This is a genomic window from Tatumella morbirosei, from assembly GCF_000757425.2.
In the GTDB taxonomy this organism is placed as follows: Bacteria; Pseudomonadota; Gammaproteobacteria; order Enterobacterales; family Enterobacteriaceae; genus Tatumella; species Tatumella morbirosei.
In genome coordinates this window covers 414,979-432,639 of the sequence record NZ_JPKR02000004.1, presented here as the reverse complement: position 1 = coordinate 432,639, position 17,661 = coordinate 414,979, and the positions used below count along the sequence as shown (strand labels likewise).

8 protein-coding genes and 1 pseudogene are annotated in these 17,661 nt (G+C 55.3%); 1 reads left to right on the top strand and 8 read right to left on the bottom strand.

Going from position 1 to position 17,661, the window contains the following annotated elements:
* Positions 1–10: 10 nt before the first annotated feature.
* The 7 genes from lplT to HA49_RS13220 form a co-directional block, all read right to left on the bottom strand.
* On the bottom strand, positions 11–1,234 hold the full coding sequence (gene lplT / locus HA49_RS13250; protein WP_038018253.1) for a lysophospholipid transporter LplT: 1,224 nt from the start codon (positions 1,232–1,234) through the stop codon (positions 11–13).
* Complete coding sequence (gene aas / locus HA49_RS13245; RefSeq protein ID WP_038018251.1) at positions 1,227–3,398, bottom strand: bifunctional acyl-ACP--phospholipid O-acyltransferase/long-chain-fatty-acid--ACP ligase; 2,172 nt, start codon at positions 3,396–3,398, stop codon at positions 1,227–1,229. The genes lplT and aas overlap by 8 nt, the downstream gene beginning before the upstream one ends.
* A gap of 156 nt (positions 3,399–3,554) precedes the next feature.
* A complete protein-coding gene (locus tag HA49_RS13240) occupies positions 3,555–4,988 on the bottom strand; it encodes an efflux transporter outer membrane subunit (protein WP_038018249.1) in 1,434 nt (477 codons plus the stop codon).
* A gap of 3 nt (positions 4,989–4,991) precedes the next feature.
* The gene (locus tag HA49_RS13235) at positions 4,992–8,093 is read right to left on the bottom strand and encodes an efflux RND transporter permease subunit (protein WP_038018247.1); all 3,102 of its coding nucleotides are present in this window, start codon (positions 8,091–8,093) and stop codon (positions 4,992–4,994) included.
* On the bottom strand, positions 8,090–11,284 hold the full coding sequence (locus tag HA49_RS13230; RefSeq protein WP_038018245.1) for an efflux RND transporter permease subunit: 3,195 nt from the start codon (positions 11,282–11,284) through the stop codon (positions 8,090–8,092). The genes HA49_RS13235 and HA49_RS13230 overlap by 4 nt, the downstream gene beginning before the upstream one ends.
* The gene (locus tag HA49_RS13225) at positions 11,284–12,606 is read right to left on the bottom strand and encodes an MdtA/MuxA family multidrug efflux RND transporter periplasmic adaptor subunit (protein WP_046791831.1); all 1,323 of its coding nucleotides are present in this window, start codon (positions 12,604–12,606) and stop codon (positions 11,284–11,286) included. Before HA49_RS13225 ends, HA49_RS13230 begins: the two co-directional genes overlap by 1 nt.
* Positions 12,607–12,924: 318 nt before the next feature.
* Positions 12,925–14,682 (bottom strand): penicillin-binding transpeptidase domain-containing protein, encoded by a 1,758-nt coding sequence (locus tag HA49_RS13220; protein WP_038018243.1) that lies wholly within the window; start codon positions 14,680–14,682, stop codon positions 12,925–12,927.
* 537 nt (positions 14,683–15,219) lie between these two features.
* Here HA49_RS13220 and galR point away from each other — a divergent pair.
* Positions 15,220–16,234 (top strand): annotated as a pseudogene (galR, locus tag HA49_RS13215) (HTH-type transcriptional regulator GalR).
* A gap of 18 nt (positions 16,235–16,252) precedes the next feature.
* Here galR and lysA read toward each other — a convergent pair.
* Positions 16,253–17,518 (bottom strand): diaminopimelate decarboxylase, encoded by a 1,266-nt coding sequence (lysA, locus tag HA49_RS13210; RefSeq protein WP_038018241.1) that lies wholly within the window; start codon positions 17,516–17,518, stop codon positions 16,253–16,255.
* Positions 17,519–17,661: the final 143 nt, after the last annotated feature.

Sequence of the window (17,661 nt, the reverse complement as noted above, 5' to 3'; positions counted from 1 at the left end):
CCGCGGCAGGCTACAGCGGCTGCTGACGTGAGTGCTGACGCTGCCGGTTCCATTGCCAGATCCATAAACCGACAATCGCCAGCGAGAACAGACTACCGAAGGCAATCCCCGTCAATACCGCAGAAGCTCCCAGACGCACAGCCAACGTATAGATGGCTAACATAACCAGCATGGCCATGTTTTCACCCAGATTTTGTACCGCGATCGCCGGCCCCGCCCCGACAGAAGCCTGACCACGCACCTGCAGCAGGGCATTTAACGGCACCACAAACAGCCCGCCACAAATACCGAGCATAATCAGCCAGAATCCTCCACTGTACAGATGGTGCGTCAGGGTGAAGGCGACCACCACCAGGCCGACCAGAATTCCGGCGGGCATGCATCGCCTGGTATGCTTCAGAGAGATGAGTTTTTCCGCCAGTAACGCGCCGCCCACAATCCCGATAGCCACCATCGCATTCAGCAATGTCGGCGTTTTATTATCCACAATTCCCAAGGCGGCAGGCACCCACAGTACCAGCAGAAAACGTAACGTGACTCCGGCGCCCCAGAACATACTGGTACCAATTAACGAAAAACGGGTGTCGGTGTCCTGCCACAGGGCCTGCCCATCCTGACGGAAACGGCTGACCATGTGCCGCCAGCGCCAGTTTTTACCGGGCTTAGCCGCCGGTAGAGGTGGGATCAGCATATTCGCCAGCACGGCCAGCGCATAAATCACCGCACACACCAGCAACGCGGTAGAGATATGCCAGTCAGCCAGCACACCGCCGGTTACCGATCCGAGTAGAATGGCCGCAATGGTGGAGCTTTCCATCAGGCCATTGCCACGAATCAGCTGCTCTTTGCTCATCAGCTCGCCAAGAATACCGTATTTGGCCGGTGAGTAAGCCGCCGCGCCAATACCCACCAGCGCATAACCAACAAACGGATTAAAATTAATGCCAATCAACGCGGCACCGATAAATTTCAGCCCGTTGGCTAACATCATGACCCGACCTTTGGGGAAACTGTCGGCAAACTGTCCGACAAAGGGGGCCAGCACGACATAAGCCACCACAAATACCATTTGCAGCACGGGTTGTGTCCATTCGGCATAATCGGCGCGTTTCAGCACCGCCAGGGTGGCGAATAATAAAGCGTTATCACCGAAGGCGGAAAAAAACTGAGCCAGTAGTACCGGTCGTAAACCGGAGCTCCGTTCGGGCGCAGGACCTGAACTCAAATCATTCATTATCACTCCCGACAGGTTGCGGTTCCGCGTCTGCGGCCATCACTTTCAGTTGCTGATAATCGGGCTTTCCACTACCCAGCACAGGTAACTGCGACAAATAACGGATATCCCGCGGGACGGTTAATTCACTATAGCCCAGCTCACGGCTGGCCTGGAGTAACCGCTCCCGGTTCAGATGCGGATCTGTGGTAAATAATACCAGGGCTTCACCGCGCAGAGGATCAGATTTAACTGATGATGCATGCTGATAATCAGCCGAAACATGCAAAGCCACCAGTTCCGGGATTTCCAGAGAAACCATCTCCCCTGCCAGTTTGGCAAAGCGTTTCACCCGCCCCTGGATCTGGCAGAACCCTTCGCTGTCGAAGCTGACAATATCGCCGGTATCATACCAGCCAGCTTCACTCACCCCTTCACCGTTATCTGCCGCCGGAGGCTCAATCACCCCCGGGGCTTCCAGGCGTAAGTAACCTTTCATCAGGTTTGGACCACAGACCTGCAAGCGCCCGCCATCTTCAATACCCGGGACGGAAATCAGGCGGTAATCCATTGCCGGCAGGATACGGCCAACGGTGTTGAAGCGGGCAGCCATCGGCACATTAATGGATAATACCGGCGCACATTCGGTCGCTCCGTAGCCTTCAAGAATACGCAGCCCGAATTTCTCCATATAGAGGTCGCGGGTGGAGTCACGCAGCTTCTCGGCACCCGCCACCACATACCGCAGTCGGGCGAAATCATAAGGATGCGCATACTGTGCATAGCGGGCCAGGAAGGCCGGGGTACCAAACAGCACGGTACAGTTCCGGTCATAGACCAGTTCGGGGATAATCCGGTAGTGCAGCGGGCTGGGATACAGAAAGGTTTCTGCGCCGGTAAACAGCGGTGTTAACAACCCGACGGTCAAGCCAAAGGCATGAAACAGTGGCAACGAGGACATAAAACGATCACCGGGCCGGAAATCCGCGACGGTACGAATCTGTTCCACATTGGCCAGCAAGCTCTTATGGCTGTGCACCACGCCTTTCGGGTTCCCCTCAGACCCGGAAGTAAACAGAATCATGGCCGCATCTTCCGGCTGTTGCGCCACCTGAGCTTTATGCGGTACCACCAGATGCCAGAGTATCCACAGTTTGTCGCCGAACTTCAGTGCCGGTTTCAAATCCTCCAGATAGACCCAGTTGACCCCGCTGATCCCTTCGGTCAGGTACCAGAGTTTTCCCTTATCCAGGAACTGGCGGGAGGTAAAAATCGTGGTGATCTTCGCCGCAGTGACCGCCACCTGTAATCCTTTCACCCCGGCGGAATAATTGAGCATCGCCGGAACACGGCCCCGCAGTATCGCCCCTAAAATAACCGCAGGGGTGATGGAGGTGTTCGGCAGTAACAGCCCGGGAGTGGCAGTGGGTGGACAATATTTATCCAGCAACCGGGCCACACCCAGAATTTTCTTCAATAAGCCACGGTAACTGTCCGGCGAAAACTGTACATCTTCAAGACAGGGACGGTGCCAGCCATAGCGTTTGGCCGCGCTGAGATAGGCATCGAATAAGGTTTGCCGGGGACGCACCGCCATCCGGGCTTCCATCATTATATGTTGCAGGTGTTCACCGGCCCGGGCACGCCGCTGGCGGGCAGAGGGAGCCTCCGGCATCGGAATCACGGTGGCAGGCAGAATATGCAGGGAGATTTGAGGAAAAGCACGACGCCGGATTTCACCACTTTTACGGGCAAACCAGCTGTATTCGGCACCTTCAATCCGCACCGGCACCACACTGGCACCGCTTTTCGCCGCCACAAATCCCGCGCCACTGTAGACTTTCATCAGCGAGCCGGTCACCGAAATCCGGCCTTCCGGGAAAATCACCACCGGCCGCCCCTGTTCCACAATGCGGATCAGCTGTTTGACTGACATCGGTTTTAACGGGTCGAGTGTCACCACTTCTACCAGTGACTTAACCGCCTTCATATACCACTTATCAGACAACCCGGACCAGACGGCAAACACCGGTTTTACCGGCAAAAACAGTGCCAGCAGTACACCATCAAGGAAAGAGACGTGGTTAGGCGTAAGCAGTACTTTGCTGTTATTCAGTACCGATAAGTCTCCCTGAACACGGATGCGCCACAGTACCCGACAAAGTCCTCGCAACAAGCTAAACATCCACTCTCCTTAGCTTTCAGATAGTAATATCAGGAATTAAACACGTTTGTGTCGCCTGACACAATTCCCCGGCAGAAAATGTCGCTATTTTTGTGCAATTAGTGCTCAGCCACAGGTCGCTGAAAACTCAGAAACCTGTGGCTGTAAGGGGCAGGATTACTGGCGGCTGGCGGCTGGCGCGTCAGGCAGCTGTGAACTGTCCCAGCCACCGCCCAGTGCCGCTATCAACGCAACACTGGTCACCCACTGGGTACTCTGCAGTGAAAGCAGGCTCTGGCGGGAGCTGAGACTGGTATTTTCGGTGGTCGCGACATCCAGATAATCGATCATTCCGGCGTCGTACTGATTACGGGTGACCCGGGCAGATTCAATCGCCGCGGTAGTGGCTTCCTGCTGAGCCGCTATCTCTTGTTGCAGGGTATTCAGTTCCACCAGGTCATCCTCAACGCCCTGGATAGCCGTCAGCACGGTCTGGCGATAGGTGGCGACACTGGCATCATACGAAGCCCTTGCCTGGTTCACTTCGGCAGAGGTGGCACCGAAGTCCAGTACCGTGCCGCTGAGCTCTGGCCCCAGTGACCAGACCCTTTGCGGGAGTGAGAATAAATTGTGCAATACGGATGAACTGAATCCGCCGCTGGCACTGATGCTCAGATCAGGGAAGTAACCGGCAATCGCCACCCCCACCGCCGCATTGGCCGCGGCCACATTACGTTCGGCATAGGCGATATCCGGACGGCGTTGCAGCAGAGTGCCGGGAACGGCTGCCGGAATGGATGGCAGGGTTCCCTGCAAAGGCGCTACCGGCAACGAGAATTCGGAAGGTGTTTTGCCCAGTAATAAGGCTATCGCATGTTCAAGCTGGGCACGCTGCCACTGATAGTCCAGTGCCGTGGCGCGGGTACTTGCCAGTTGATTTTGCGCCTGCGCCAGCGTCGCTCTGTCCTCACTGCCGGCCTGGTATTTGTTATTAATCACTCTTAAATAGCCGCTATAGGCATCGATACTCTGCTGGTAGAGCGCGATGCGCTGATCCATAAAGCGTAGCTGGAAATAATCCTGCGCCAGTTCAGACTGTGCACTGAGGGTGGCATTCGCCAACTCCGCCGCACTGGCCGAGGCGGTGGCGCGGTTTTCTTCCAGGGTCCGCCGCAGCTTACCCCACAGATCCAGTTCCCAGCTGGCAGACAACTCTGCCGTATGGCTGTTGGAAATACTCTGCACCGGGTTGCTGCCACTGCTGTGGCTGGCACTTCGGGTTGAACCGGCACTGCCGGAAACGGTCGGGAACAGCGCGGCTTTCGACTGAGCGGCCAGCGCCTGAGCCTCCCGGTATTGCGCCAGATACATGGCGATGTTCTGGTTAGAAATCGCCACCTGTGGCATCAACTGGTTCAGCACCGGATCATTGTAGACCCGCCACCATTCCCCTTTGGGAAGTGAATCCCCGGGCCGGGCCTGTTGCCAGCCCTTCGCTTCTTTGTACTGAAGCGGAATATCCGCTGACGGGCGATGATAGTCCGGCCCCACCATACAACCACTGAGCAGTAATGCCAGACAGACCGGTGTCAGTTTTTTCGTGAATTTCATCAATCAGGATCCTGGGGCCCGGACACGGTGCCATTGTCGTTTAGTGGCCCGGCTTAACCGGTCCAGCCACAAATACACCACCGGGGTGGTAAAGAGAGTCAGTAACTGGCTAAGGGCCAGGCCACCGGCAATCGCCAGCCCTAACGGGCTACGGAGATCGGCATCACCGCCATGGCCCAGCGCCAGTGGCAGTGCGCCAAAGAATGCCGCCAGAGTCGTCATCATGATCGGTCTGAAACGATGAATACAGGCCTGAGTAATCGCCTGTTGTGGCGTCAGCCCCTGCCGGCGTTCAGCATCCAGCGCAAAGTCGATCATCATAATCGCGTTCTTTTTCACAATCCCAATCAGCAGCACAATCCCAATCAGCGCGATAACGGTCAACTGTGTATTGGTCAGCAGCAGTAACAATAAGGCCCCGACGCCGGCGGAAGGCAGCGTAGAGAGTATCGTCAGTGGATGGACATAACTTTCATACAGCATCCCCAGCACGATATACACCGCCAGCAGTGCTGCGGCAATCAGCCACGGCATCGTCGCCGTCAGTTGGCTAAAGGCTTTCGCCGTGCCCTGGAAGCCGGCGGAGATAGTATCCGGCAGCGCAATCTTCGCCATCGCCTGGTTTATCAGTTGCTGCGCCTGTTCCAGCGAAACACCATCCGCCAGGTTAAAGGCAATGGTACTGGTGGCTGACTGCCCCTGATGCGCCACAGACAACGGTGCATTGCCTCCTCTGAAGCTGGCAAAGGCGGAAAGCGGGATCCTGTCTCCGCTGTTATTAATGACATACAGATGCTGAAGCTCCGTCGGATCCTGAGTATCACTGCTTTGCAGCATCATCACCACATGGTACTGATTCAGCGTTTTATAAATGGTGGCAATTTGGCGCTGGCTAAACGAGTTGTTCAGCAGGGTATCCAGCATATTCACGTTCACCCCTAAGCGGGTGGCCCGGTCACGGTCGATATCGATCATCACTTCCTGGCCGCCGGTTTGTGAATCTGAATCGACACTGGTCAACTGCGGAATCGCCCTGAGTGCGGCCGCCACCTTCGGGGTCCAGACCCTTAACAGATCGAGGTCATCGGCCTGCAAACTGAACTGGTAGGTCGCGTTAGCACTGCGTCCGCCGACATGAATATCCTGGGCTGCCATCAGGAACATCTGCGCGCCCGCCACATGGCTGCCTTTCATCGTCAGCCGGTTAGCGACTTCGGTGGCGGTTGCAGAGCGCTGACTGAAGTCTTTCAGACGAATAAAGAACGTTGCTGAGTTACGGGAACCGAACATACCGCCCCCCATTGACGACATCACCGAGTCTACCGCCGGATCGGAACGAATAATTTGGGTAAACTGCTTCACTTTGGGCAGCATCGCCTGGAATGAAATATTCTGATCCGCACGTACGGCCCCGATCAGCAATCCGGTATCCTGATTCGGGAAGAAGCCCTTCTGTACCACGGAATAGAGGAACAGATTCAGCAGGATGGTCAGCAGCAGGCTGAACATCGTCAGTTTCTGGTGTGCCATCACCCAGCTCAGCCCATGGGTATAGGCAGTTAACAGGCGATTTAGCTGAGTTTCTATCCAGCGAAACAGTGGATGGGGACGTTTGGTGACCGGTGAATGGCGTTTCAACAGCCGCGCACACAACATCGGGGTCAGACTCAACGACACCACCATCGAGATGACCAGCGAAATGGTCAGAGTGACCGCAAATTCCCGGAACAAACGACCAACGATACTGCCCATCAGCAGGATCGGGATAAATACCGCTATCAGAGAGACCGTCATCGACAGTACGGTAAAGCTCACCTCTCTGGCACCCCGCACTGACGCCCGCACCGGCCCCAGCCCGGATTCAATATGGCGCATGATATTTTCCAGCACCACGATGGCATCATCGACCACAAACCCGGTGGCAATAATCAGTGCCATCAGCGACAGGTTATCCAGGCTGTAACCCAACAGGTACATCACCATACAGGTGCCAATCAGCGACACCGGCAGTGCGACCGCCGGGATCAGTACCGCCTGCCAGTTATGCAGGAACACAAATACCACGGCAATCACCAGTAACACGGCCACCAGCAGGGTCTCTTCGGTATCATAGAGTGATGCGCGTACCAGCGGCGAACGGTCCACCACCAGTTTCAGGGCGGTGTCGGCCGGAATACTGGCTCTTAATGCCGGCAACTGGGCTTTAATCGCATCAATGGTCTGCAGCATGTTCGCCCCGGCCTGCCGGGTCACCCCCAGCATCACCGCCGGACTTCCGTTCAGGAAACCGGCATTGAATTTATCCTGCACATTGTCATACACCGTCGCCACGTCGCTGAGTCGCACGGCATTACCATTCTGATAAACCACAATCAGGTGACGGTAGTAAGCGGCACTCTCCAACTGGCTGTTACTGTCGATAGACCAGGAGAGTTTATCCCCCTGCAAAAAACCTTTTGGCAGGTTAGAGGTACTGTTAGCCACCGCCTGACGTACCGTATCCAGAGAGATACCATACTGGGTCAGTTTCGCCGGCTGCAGGTCGATACGCACTGCCGGTAACGCACTGCCAAACAGGCTGACGGCCCCGACCCCGTTGACCTGCGCCAGTACCTGCTCGACTTTACTTTCGGCAATATCATACAACTCACCCGCCGTCCGGTTTGGCGATGTCAGCGCCAGCATGACTATCGGCGCGTCTGACGGGTTGGCCTTACGGTAAGTGGGTAACGACGGCATACTGCTCGGTAACAGGCTGCGGGCAGCATTGATAGCCGCCTGCACATCGCGGGCAGCACCGTTGATATCGCGGCTCAGATCAAACTGCAAAATAATGGTGGTGGAGCTTTGCGAACTGCTGGAGGTCATTTCGCTGACCCCGGCAATTTCCCCCAGCGAACGCTCCAGCGGGGTAGCGACGGTCGCTGCCATGGTTTCCGGACTGGCGCCAGGCAGGCTGGCACTGACCATAATCGTCGGGAAATCCACCTGTGGTAACGGGGCCACCGGCAGTAGCCGGTAACCCAGCGCGCCCAACAGCAGTATGGCCATGGTCAGCAACAGGGTGGCAACCGGCCGGAAAATAAACAGCCGGGTGATATTCATGAGGCCCCCCGCGGGTTGCGTTTACGTTTTATGTAACGCTTACCACGCTGAGAAATCCCGTCGAACCACAGATAGATCACCGGGGTAGAGAACAGGGTCAGTACCTGGCTGACAATCAGTCCGCCGACAATCACCAGCCCCAGCGGTGCACGTAATTCAGATCCAGACCCGGTCGCCAGCATCAACGGTAATGCCCCCAGCAACGCCGCCATGGTGGTCATCAGAATCGGCCGGAAACGTAACAGGCACGCCTGATGGATAGCCTCCCGCGGTGACATATGTTGTTTGTTTTCGGCTTCCAGGGCGAAGTCGATCATCATGATCGCATTCTTTTTCACGATACCGATGAGCAGGATCACCCCGATCAGTGCTATCAGGCTGAACTCATTGCCGGTCAGCAACAGGGCCAGCAGCGCACCAATCGCCGCCGAGGGCAGAGTCGACAGAATCGTCACCGGGTGGATAAAGCTTTCATAGAGGATCCCGAGCACCAGATACATGGTCAGCAGTGCGGCCAGGATCAGCCACAGCGTATTGCCGGTCGCCGCCTGGAACGCCGAAGCTTCCCCCTGGTACGCCATGGTAATTGATGCAGGCATCGAGAGTTGTTTGCTGACTTCACTGATCGCTTGCTGTGCCTGCTCAAGCGAATAGCCCTGATTAAGATTAAACGACACCATCACCGCCGGATATTGATTAAGCCGCATATTCATCAGTGAACCCAGTCGCTGATGGATAGTGGCTATCGAGGTCAGTTTCACCATGCCGGTGGTGGTCGTAGTATCCGAAGAGGTACTGGTGCTACTGGTACTGTCAGTGGTGGAGGTGGATGCACTGCTGTCGGCGGCAGAGCTGGTCTTCACCGAGGACTGCAGGTAAATATCGTTCAGCGACTGCGGGCTTTGCTGATATTGCGGCGCCACTTCCAGAACCACCCGATACTGGTTAGCCTGGGTAAAGATGGTCGATACCAGCCGCTGACCGAAGGCGTTATACAGGGCGGTATCGACATCGGAGGCGGTAATCCCCAGACGGGCTGCTTTATCGCGGTCCAGATCGACATAAGCTATCCGCCCCTGATCCTGCAGATTACTGACCACACTGTTAAATTCCGGATATTTTGCCAGGGCTGCGATCAGTTTCGGGGTGTAGTTCACCAGATCTTCACTGTCGAGCGAGGCCAGCGTGAACTGATACTGGCTCGGGGTGACCTGATCATCAACCGTCAGATCCTGCGCCTGTTGCATATACAGCTTAATCCCCGGCACCTGCAGCGCAGCCTGCTGTAGCTGTTTAACGATTTCCGCCCCGCTGTCACTGCGTTCAGAGAAGGGTTTCAGGTTAATCTGCAACCGGCCACTGTTGAGGCTGGTATTGGAACCATCAATCCCGATAGTCGACGTCAGCGACTCCACCGACGGGTTTTGCAACACCACATCCGCCAGTTGCTGCTGGCGCCGGGACATCTCCTGGAATGAGATATCCTGAGACGCAATAGTGGCGCCCTGAATCAGCCCGGTATCCTGTGGCGGGAAGAAACCTTTCGGAACCGCCAGATACAGCAGTGCCGTCAGTGCAAAGGTCGCCAGTGCCACCAGCAGGGTTATTTTCTGATGGTTTAGCACAACCGTCAGCAGGCGATCATAACCACGGATAATCTTATCAAACACCTCCTCCCCTTTGCGGGAAAAGCGTGACTGTTTCTCTTTGGGAATATGGCGCAACAGATAAGCACTGAGCATGGGGGTCAGCGTCAGCGAGACCACCAGCGACACCAGTATCGAAACCGCCAAGGTAATCGCGAATTCGCGGAACAGTCTGCCGACCACATCTCCCATAAATAATAACGGGATCAGTACCGCAATCAGTGAGAATGTCAGGGATATCAGGGTGAAACCGATTTGCTGCGACCCCTTCAGGGCCGCCTGCATCGGCGACTCCCCGTCTTCCAGCCGGCGCGAGATATTTTCCACCACCACGATGGCATCATCGATAACAAAGCCGGTGGCAATGGTCAGCGCCATCAGTGACAGGTTATTCAGGCTGAAATCCAGCAGATACATCACCCCAAAGGTACCCACCAGTGACAGCGGCACCGCAACACTCGGAATCAGGGTGGCGGCAATATTACGCAGGAACAGGAAAGTCACCATCACCACCAGCGCCACCGACAGTAACAGTTCGAACTGCACATCCTCGATCGAGGCCCGGATAGTCTGGGTACGGTCAGAAACTACCGTCAGTTTGACCCCGTCCGGTAAGGTTGCCTGCAATTTCGGCAACTGCGCTTTAATACCGTCCACCACCTGGATAACGTTGGCCCCGGGCTGGCGCTGCACGCTGATAATGATGGCCGGTTTCTTATTGGCCCACGCGGACTGGAAACGGTTCTCAGCCCCCTGAGTGATAGTGGCAATATCTTTCAGGCGTAAAGCTGAACCGTTCTGCCAGGTGAGGATCAGATTACCGTACTCTTCCGGGGTTCTTAGCTGATCATTGGCATCAATGGTGACCGAATGGTATTTACCGTCAAATCCGCCTTTTGAACCGTTAACGTTACTGTTGGAGATGAGGGTATTCACGTCTTGCAGGGTCAGGTTATGGGCAGCCAGCGCCTGCGGATTCAGTTGTACGCGGATAGCCGGCTGATTCCCGCCGGCCAGAGTCACCATCCCTACCCCGCTGATTTGTGACAGTTTCAGGGCGACCCGGGTATTCACCAAATCCTGAATACGGGTCAGTGGCAGGTTATCGGAGGTCGCCGCCAGGGTAATCACTGCCGTATCTGCCGGGTTGACCTTTTTGTAGGTTGGCGGATTCGGCAGATCATCCGGTAACAGGCTGGTTGCCGTATTAATCGCTGCCTGAACTTCCTGTTCGGCGACATCCAGCGAGAGATTCAGATCAAAACGCAGGGTAATAATCGAGGATCCACCGGAGCTGTCAGAGGTCATCTGACTCAAGCCCGCCATTTCTCCCAGATTACGTTCCAGCGGTGAGGTCACCGAGGTTGACATAACATCGGGACTGGCCCCGGGATAGAGCGTGGTGACCTGAATGGTCGGGTAATCGACCTCCGGCAGTGCTGACACCGACAGAAAGCGGTAAGCGAAGATACCTGATAACAAAATACCCACCATCAGCAGGATGGTGGCGACAGGGCGCTGAATAAATAGCCGGGACGGATTCATTACTGACTTGCCTGCGTACTGTCTTTATTTTCAGCTGCCGCTGCAGAGGCGGCACTGTCGGTGGTGGTACTGTTGACTGTAGTGTCTGTGGCGACTGACACTTTCGCGCCAGTGGTCAGACGATCGATGCCATCGGTCACCAGCCGGTCACCCGGATTCACCCCGCTCAGCACCACCTGCTTATCGGTACCGTAGACCGGACCGGGGGTGATTTGTTTGCGGGTCACCGTGTTGTCGGCGTTAATCACAAACACAAAGCTGCCGTCGCTGCTCAACTGCACGGCCTGTACCGGCACCACCGTGGCATTTTTCAGCACACTGGTCTGCAGGCGCAGATTCACAAACTGGTTGGCATACAGGGCTTCATCCTGGTTAGCAAAGGTGGCTTTCATTTCGATACTGCCGGTGCTGGTATCTATGCTGTTACTGATAAAGCGGACTTCACCCTGCGCCAGTACCGTCGTGTTGTTTTGATCAAAAGCGGTCGCCGGTAACGCTTCGCCATGATGCAGCGCTTTGATCAGGGTCGGGATATTGCTCTGCGGCACACTGAAGGTGACTGCCGCAGGCTGCATCTGGGTGATAGTCACAATCCCGGTGGTGGATGAGCTCTGTACCATATTGCCGGGATCGATCAGCCGTAACCCCACCCGGCCACTGATCGGCGCGGTAATTCGTGCATAGCCGATGTTGACTTTGGCACTGTCAATCTGAGCCTGATCTTCTTTTACGGCACCCGCGTACTGGCCGGTGGTGGCTTCCTGAGTCTCCAGGTCCTGGCGGGAAAGTGAGTCTTCGGCAAACAGTTTACGGTAACGGGCGAGGGTTAACCGTGCGCTGGTGAGTAATGCCTGATTCTGAGCCAGCGCCCCCTGATACTGGGCCAGCGTCGCCTGATAGGTACGGTCATCGATTTGTGCCAGCAACTGGCCGGCTTTTACCTTCTGACCTTCGGTGAAATAGACTTTCTCTAACTGTCCGTCGACCCGACTGGTCACGGTGACACTGGCATTGGGGATCACGGTGCCAGGGGCACTCAGGTAGACCGGGACATCGGCCTGGCTGGCAACGCCGGCATGCACGATGGATGCCGCCCCGCCACCTGCCATCCCGCCCCAACGACCGCCGCCGCCTCCCTGATGCTTTTGCGTTTCTCCGCCACGGCCATGGCCGCCGGGACCACCAGGGCCGGCAAAGCCCCCCGCCGCACCGCCGGAAAACCACACCCGCCAGACGACTCCGCCAATAATCGCACACAGGATCACTAACAACAGCCATCTCAGCCAGTGAGTTCGAACAGGTTTCTTTTGGTTATTAGTCATCAGATTTCGTGATTATCAGAGAATGTGAATACACCAGACAGAAGTCATCTTTGTACGGTGATATGAAATTAAATCCTGACTATTATTGACAACAGAGCCGCTATATTTCCACCGCCAAAACGTAAGAATTTCGTTAAACCCTGTCAGTCCTGACAGGTAAAGCGCTTCAAAATATAATGTAAGGGGGCTGAAACGGCCAATGACAATGACCGATTATTATCACTGGCGAGTAGAGTGGGCGGCCAGCCGAAGGATACAACAGCGCAGGCAGCGCCGGGAACATCTCGTCCCACGACGCCGTCTGCGGTACACCGTTGATTAATCGGCGGGAGTTGAGGTATCCGTGCCCGGCGGCAGGCTGGCATTGGTACTGTAAAGTGCATCCGGCGGAACATTCAGATACTTCAGCACCGGGCCGATAATATTACCGAAAATCGGCGCGGCCACCGTCCCCCCGAAGTGAGTACCTGCTGTCGGGTGGTTCACCATGATGACTAACGCCACCACCGGATGACTGGCGGGAGCGACCCCGGCAGTATAGTTAATATATCCGCCATCATACTTACCATTACTGCCCATTTTTTCGGCGGTACCGGTTTTAATCGCCAGACGATAGCCAGGTACTGCGGCACGGACCCCTGAACCACCAGGCAATGCATCACTTTCCATCATATGCACCACGCTACGGACCACATCTTCATCGGCCACCCGGGTCCCTTCCACCGGCGGGGTAACCTTGGTTATCGATAACGGGCGATAAATACCGAATGAACCCAGAGTGGCGTATTCACGGGCAATCTGCAGCGGAGTCAGACGTAAACCATAACCAAACGCAAACGTCGCCCGCTCGATATCCGCCCAGCGCTGGCGGTGCAGCGGGAAGTAACCGGTGCTTTCACCGGTCAGCCCCAGATCGGTTGGCCTGCCTAAACCAAAGGAACGGTAAGTATTCACCAACACTTCTGCCGGCATCGCCAGCGCAATGTGGGATACCCCGATATCACTCGACTTCTGCAATATGCCGGTCATGGTCAGCCGCGGCCAGTGTCCGACGTCACGAATCAGATGGCCATTCACCGTATAAGGGGTAGTATCAATCACCGAATCCGGACGAACCAGATGGCGCTGCAATCCTTCCATCACCACCAGCGGTTTAACGGTAGACCCTGGCTCAAAGCTGTCGTTAATCGCGACATTACGCATCTGGGCCGGAGTGGCATCTTCATAATTATTCGGGTTGTACGAAGGATAAGAGGCCATGCCGAGGATTTCCCCGGTGTCTACCCGCACCATCACCGCGGCACCTGAGTCTGCTTTGTTGAGTAACACGCCGTCACGCAGCTTACTGTACATGGTGTACTGGATAAACTTATCGATACTCAGCTGTACCGTCGGCGGCTGGGTGGGTGGCTGGTAACTTATCATCGAAATGATATTGCCGTGGCGATCCTGGCGGTACTTCTCTTTCCCCGGTTCACCCTGCAAAATTTTGTCAAAACTCTTCTCGATACCGTTCAGACCACTGTTATCGGCACCGACAATGCCAATCAGCGGGGCTGCCGCATCACTCATCGGATAAAAACGGCTGTCATCATAAACCGAAGAGATCCCGGTCAGATGCAGTTGACTGATGTCTTTGGCGATACCCAGTTCGATTTTCCGGCCCAGATAGAGGAAACGTTTTTTCGGACTGGCAGTGATTTGTGCCGCCAGCTGCTCAGGACGCATATCCAGTGCCGCCGCCAGATAGGCCCATTTCGGGTCGTAAAAATTGGGGTTTGCTTCCAGCACCTTGAGTGGATCGGCAATAATATCCCGCGACGGCACGCTCAGTGCCAGGGTATCACCGTTTCTGTCCAGCAGGGTGCCACGGTTGGTCGGCAACACGACCTCACGTAGCGAACGCTGGTCAGCTTCTTTTTCCAGCATCGGATGATCCAGTAACTGCAAATCACCTACCCGCAGTACCAGAAATACCAGGCAACCTACGACACCAAGACATACCAGGCGAAAACGAAAAGGGTTAAACGTTGATTTGATCTGGTCTTTTCCCAGTATCTTCTTTATCCGGGGCATAACATTCCGCTGAATTATGAATAATAAGGCGTATTAACACAGTCTTATAATGAATTTACCCGCAGGATCACAGCGAAAGTGTGTATCAGTTGGTAATCTTTAATGAGAGTGAACATTGATAGCATATCAGGGCAACGGAAGAAATGAGAAACCGGAGGCAAAAAAAAACCTGCGCTTCAGCGCAGGTTGGTGTAATCAAAACTTTTGATGTTCACCCATCAATACCTCTGGGACCTTTAATTTACCAGGTTTCCACTGTTTCTCTCTACAACATAAACGCAACAGTTGTCCGCAAAATGTAAGCAGCTATTTAGAGATTAACGCTTCAAATACATTGCACTCTCTACGCACTCCCCTGCAGATTGCCAGGCCCACCCGGTGCTGTGCGCCACTGCCTCACCGGACCGCTGTCATTATTCTGAAAAACCTGACTATTTAAATCAAATTTGCGGGTTAGCCGACATTTTCTCAGCTTGCAGTCCGACGGCTTTTCCGTAACACTGGTCCAATGTGTAAACGTTTTCCCGGAATCCCATCATGGCAACGATAAAGGATGTCGCCAGACTCGCCGGCGTCTCAGTCGCCACTGTTTCACGCGTGCTCAACCATTCGCCGAAAGCCAGTGAAGCTTCACGCCAGGCAGTACAGGAAGCGATGCAGGAACTGCATTATCAGCCCAACGCCAATGCCCGTGCACTGGCCCAACAAACCACGGCGACCATTGGTCTTATCGTGGCGGATGTGGCGGATCCCTTCTTCGGGGCGATGGTAAAAGCGGTGGATGAAGTTGCCAGCCAGACCAATAACTTCCTGCTGATTGGTAACGGCTACCACGATGAACATCAGGAGCGGCTGGCCATTCAGCAACTGATCCGCCATCAGTGCGAAGCCCTGGTGCTGCATGTTAAAAAAATACCGGATGATGAACTGTCGGAATTAATGCGTTATATCCCGGGGATTGTGCTGATTAACCGCACCCTGCCAGGCTTCGAAGAGCGCTGCATTGCGCTGGATGACAATTACGGAGGCTGGCTGGCCACCCGCCATCTGATTCAGCAGGGCCATGAAAATATTGCGTTTATCTGCTCTGACCACGCAATTTCAGATGCCAGTGACCGGCTGGCGGGTTATTACCGCGCTCTGAGCGATCATCAGCTTCCGGCCAACCGACAACTGGTCGCCTTCGGCGAGCCGGACGAAACCGGGGGCGAGCAGGCCATGATCAGTTTGCTGGCCCAGGGTAAAGAGTTTAGCGCCGTCGCCTGTTATAACGATTCCATGGCGGCAGGGGCGCTGGCGGCACTCAATGACAACAGCATTCAGGTACCACAGCAGATGTCACTGATGGGTTTTTGATGATGTGCTGGTTTCCCGTTACCTGCGGCCTCGTCTTACCACTATCCGGTATCCGGTTGTCACCATGGCCCAACAGGCGGCCGCACTGGCGCTGGCATTATCGAAGAACGAACCCGCTCCGCCGGTCACCCATCTGTTTCACCCTACCCTGGTGATCCGCCATTCGGTCGCCAGATATAACGATCAGCCGGGCTAAACCGCCCGGCGCCTGCCATTACTGGCGGGTCTCTGACTCCAGTGCTAACAACTCACCGATGGTCTGGGCGCGACGAATTTCACGCGGCTGCCCCTCGCTAAACAATACTTCGGGGATCAGCGGCCGGCTGTTGTAGTTTGACGACATAGATGCGCCATACGCCCCGGTATCATGAAATACCAGGTAATCGCCAACGCTGACCTGAGGCAGTGTACGAGGCTCCACCATGCCCCCTTCCAGCTGGGTAAACACATCCCCGGACTCACACAACGGGCCGGCCACCACTGAATCAAAGGTCACGCTGCTGTCAGCCTGACGTCCGTCGGCGGGCATCACCGAAATTTCATGATAACTGCCGTACATCGACGGGCGCATCAGGTCACTGAACCCGGCATCCACCAGCACAAAATGGCGACTTCCCATCTGTTTCACCGCACGGACCTGGCTGACCAACACCCCGGACTGCGCCACCAGAAAACGCCCCGGCTCAATTTCCAGGGTGACCGGGTGCCCCAGATGATCGGCAATCCGCTGACGCGCACCGTTCCACAGGGTGTAATAGTGCGCCGGGTCGATTTCTGCTTCCGCATAGCGGTAAGGGATGGATAATCCTCCCCCCGCAGAAATGGCCGGAACATCGGCTCCACTGCTAATCACCTGGTCAACCATCGCGTCACATACCTGTTGCAGATGCTGATAATCGACTCCGGACCCGATATGCATATGCAGACCCGCCAGCGTCAGCCCTTTGTCACGGACCACCTGTAAGGCTTCATTCAGTGCCAGATACCAGATACCGTGCTTACTGTTTTCACCGCCGGTATTGGTTTTCTGACTGTGGCCATGACCAAATCCCGGGTTAATCCGTAGCCATACCGGATGACCGGCAGACACTTCCGCCAGTTGATGCAACATATCTATCGAACCGGCATTCACCGGAATTTTCAACTCAGCCACCCGGTGTAATACCGCATTATCCAGCACATCAGCAGTGAACACGATATCGTCCCCTCCGGCCGGATAACCGGCGACTAACGCCCGTTCAATTTCTCCCAGCGAAACCGAATCCACTTTAACGCCTGCGGCGCGCATCAGCCGTAAAATATGAATATTTGAGCAGGCTTTCTGGGCAAAACGGATCACGTCAAAGTCACGGAGCTTTTCGATCTGCCGGTGGATCACTTCGCCATCATAGGCCCAGAATGGCCCCTGATAACGCTGTGCCAGAGGCAGCAGGTTTTGCTGGTTGAGAGCGGTGTCGGTGGTGGTTAACGGGCGTGGCATAATTTTTATTCTCCTGTGCTGATAGCCACAGTAAGCCACAGCCTGACCATATTGAAAAATATCATTTCATCTGATATCTATTTACTTCTGATATGGGTTGCCTGAGTGCTTTGTCTTCTGGCCGCCCCTGACCTGTTCTTATC

Bases quoted from the DNA above. Each gene is read 5' to 3' on its own strand.
- lplT (WP_038018253.1), bottom strand. From the start codon at position 1,234: ATGAATGATTTGAGTTCAGGTCCTGCGCCCGAACGGAGCTCCGGTTTA.
- aas (WP_038018251.1), bottom strand. From the start codon at position 3,398: ATGTTTAGCTTGTTGCGAGGACTTTGTCGGGTACTGTGGCGCATCCGT.
- HA49_RS13240 (WP_038018249.1), bottom strand. From the start codon at position 4,988: ATGAAATTCACGAAAAAACTGACACCGGTCTGTCTGGCATTACTGCTC.
- HA49_RS13235 (WP_038018247.1), bottom strand. From the start codon at position 8,093: ATGAATATCACCCGGCTGTTTATTTTCCGGCCGGTTGCCACCCTGTTG.
- HA49_RS13230 (WP_038018245.1), bottom strand. From the start codon at position 11,284: ATGAATCCGTCCCGGCTATTTATTCAGCGCCCTGTCGCCACCATCCTG.
- HA49_RS13225 (WP_046791831.1), bottom strand. From the start codon at position 12,606: ATGACTAATAACCAAAAGAAACCTGTTCGAACTCACTGGCTGAGATGG.
- HA49_RS13220 (WP_038018243.1), bottom strand. From the start codon at position 14,682: ATGCCCCGGATAAAGAAGATACTGGGAAAAGACCAGATCAAATCAACG.
- lysA (WP_038018241.1), bottom strand. From the start codon at position 17,518: ATGCCACGCCCGTTAACCACCACCGACACCGCTCTCAACCAGCAAAAC.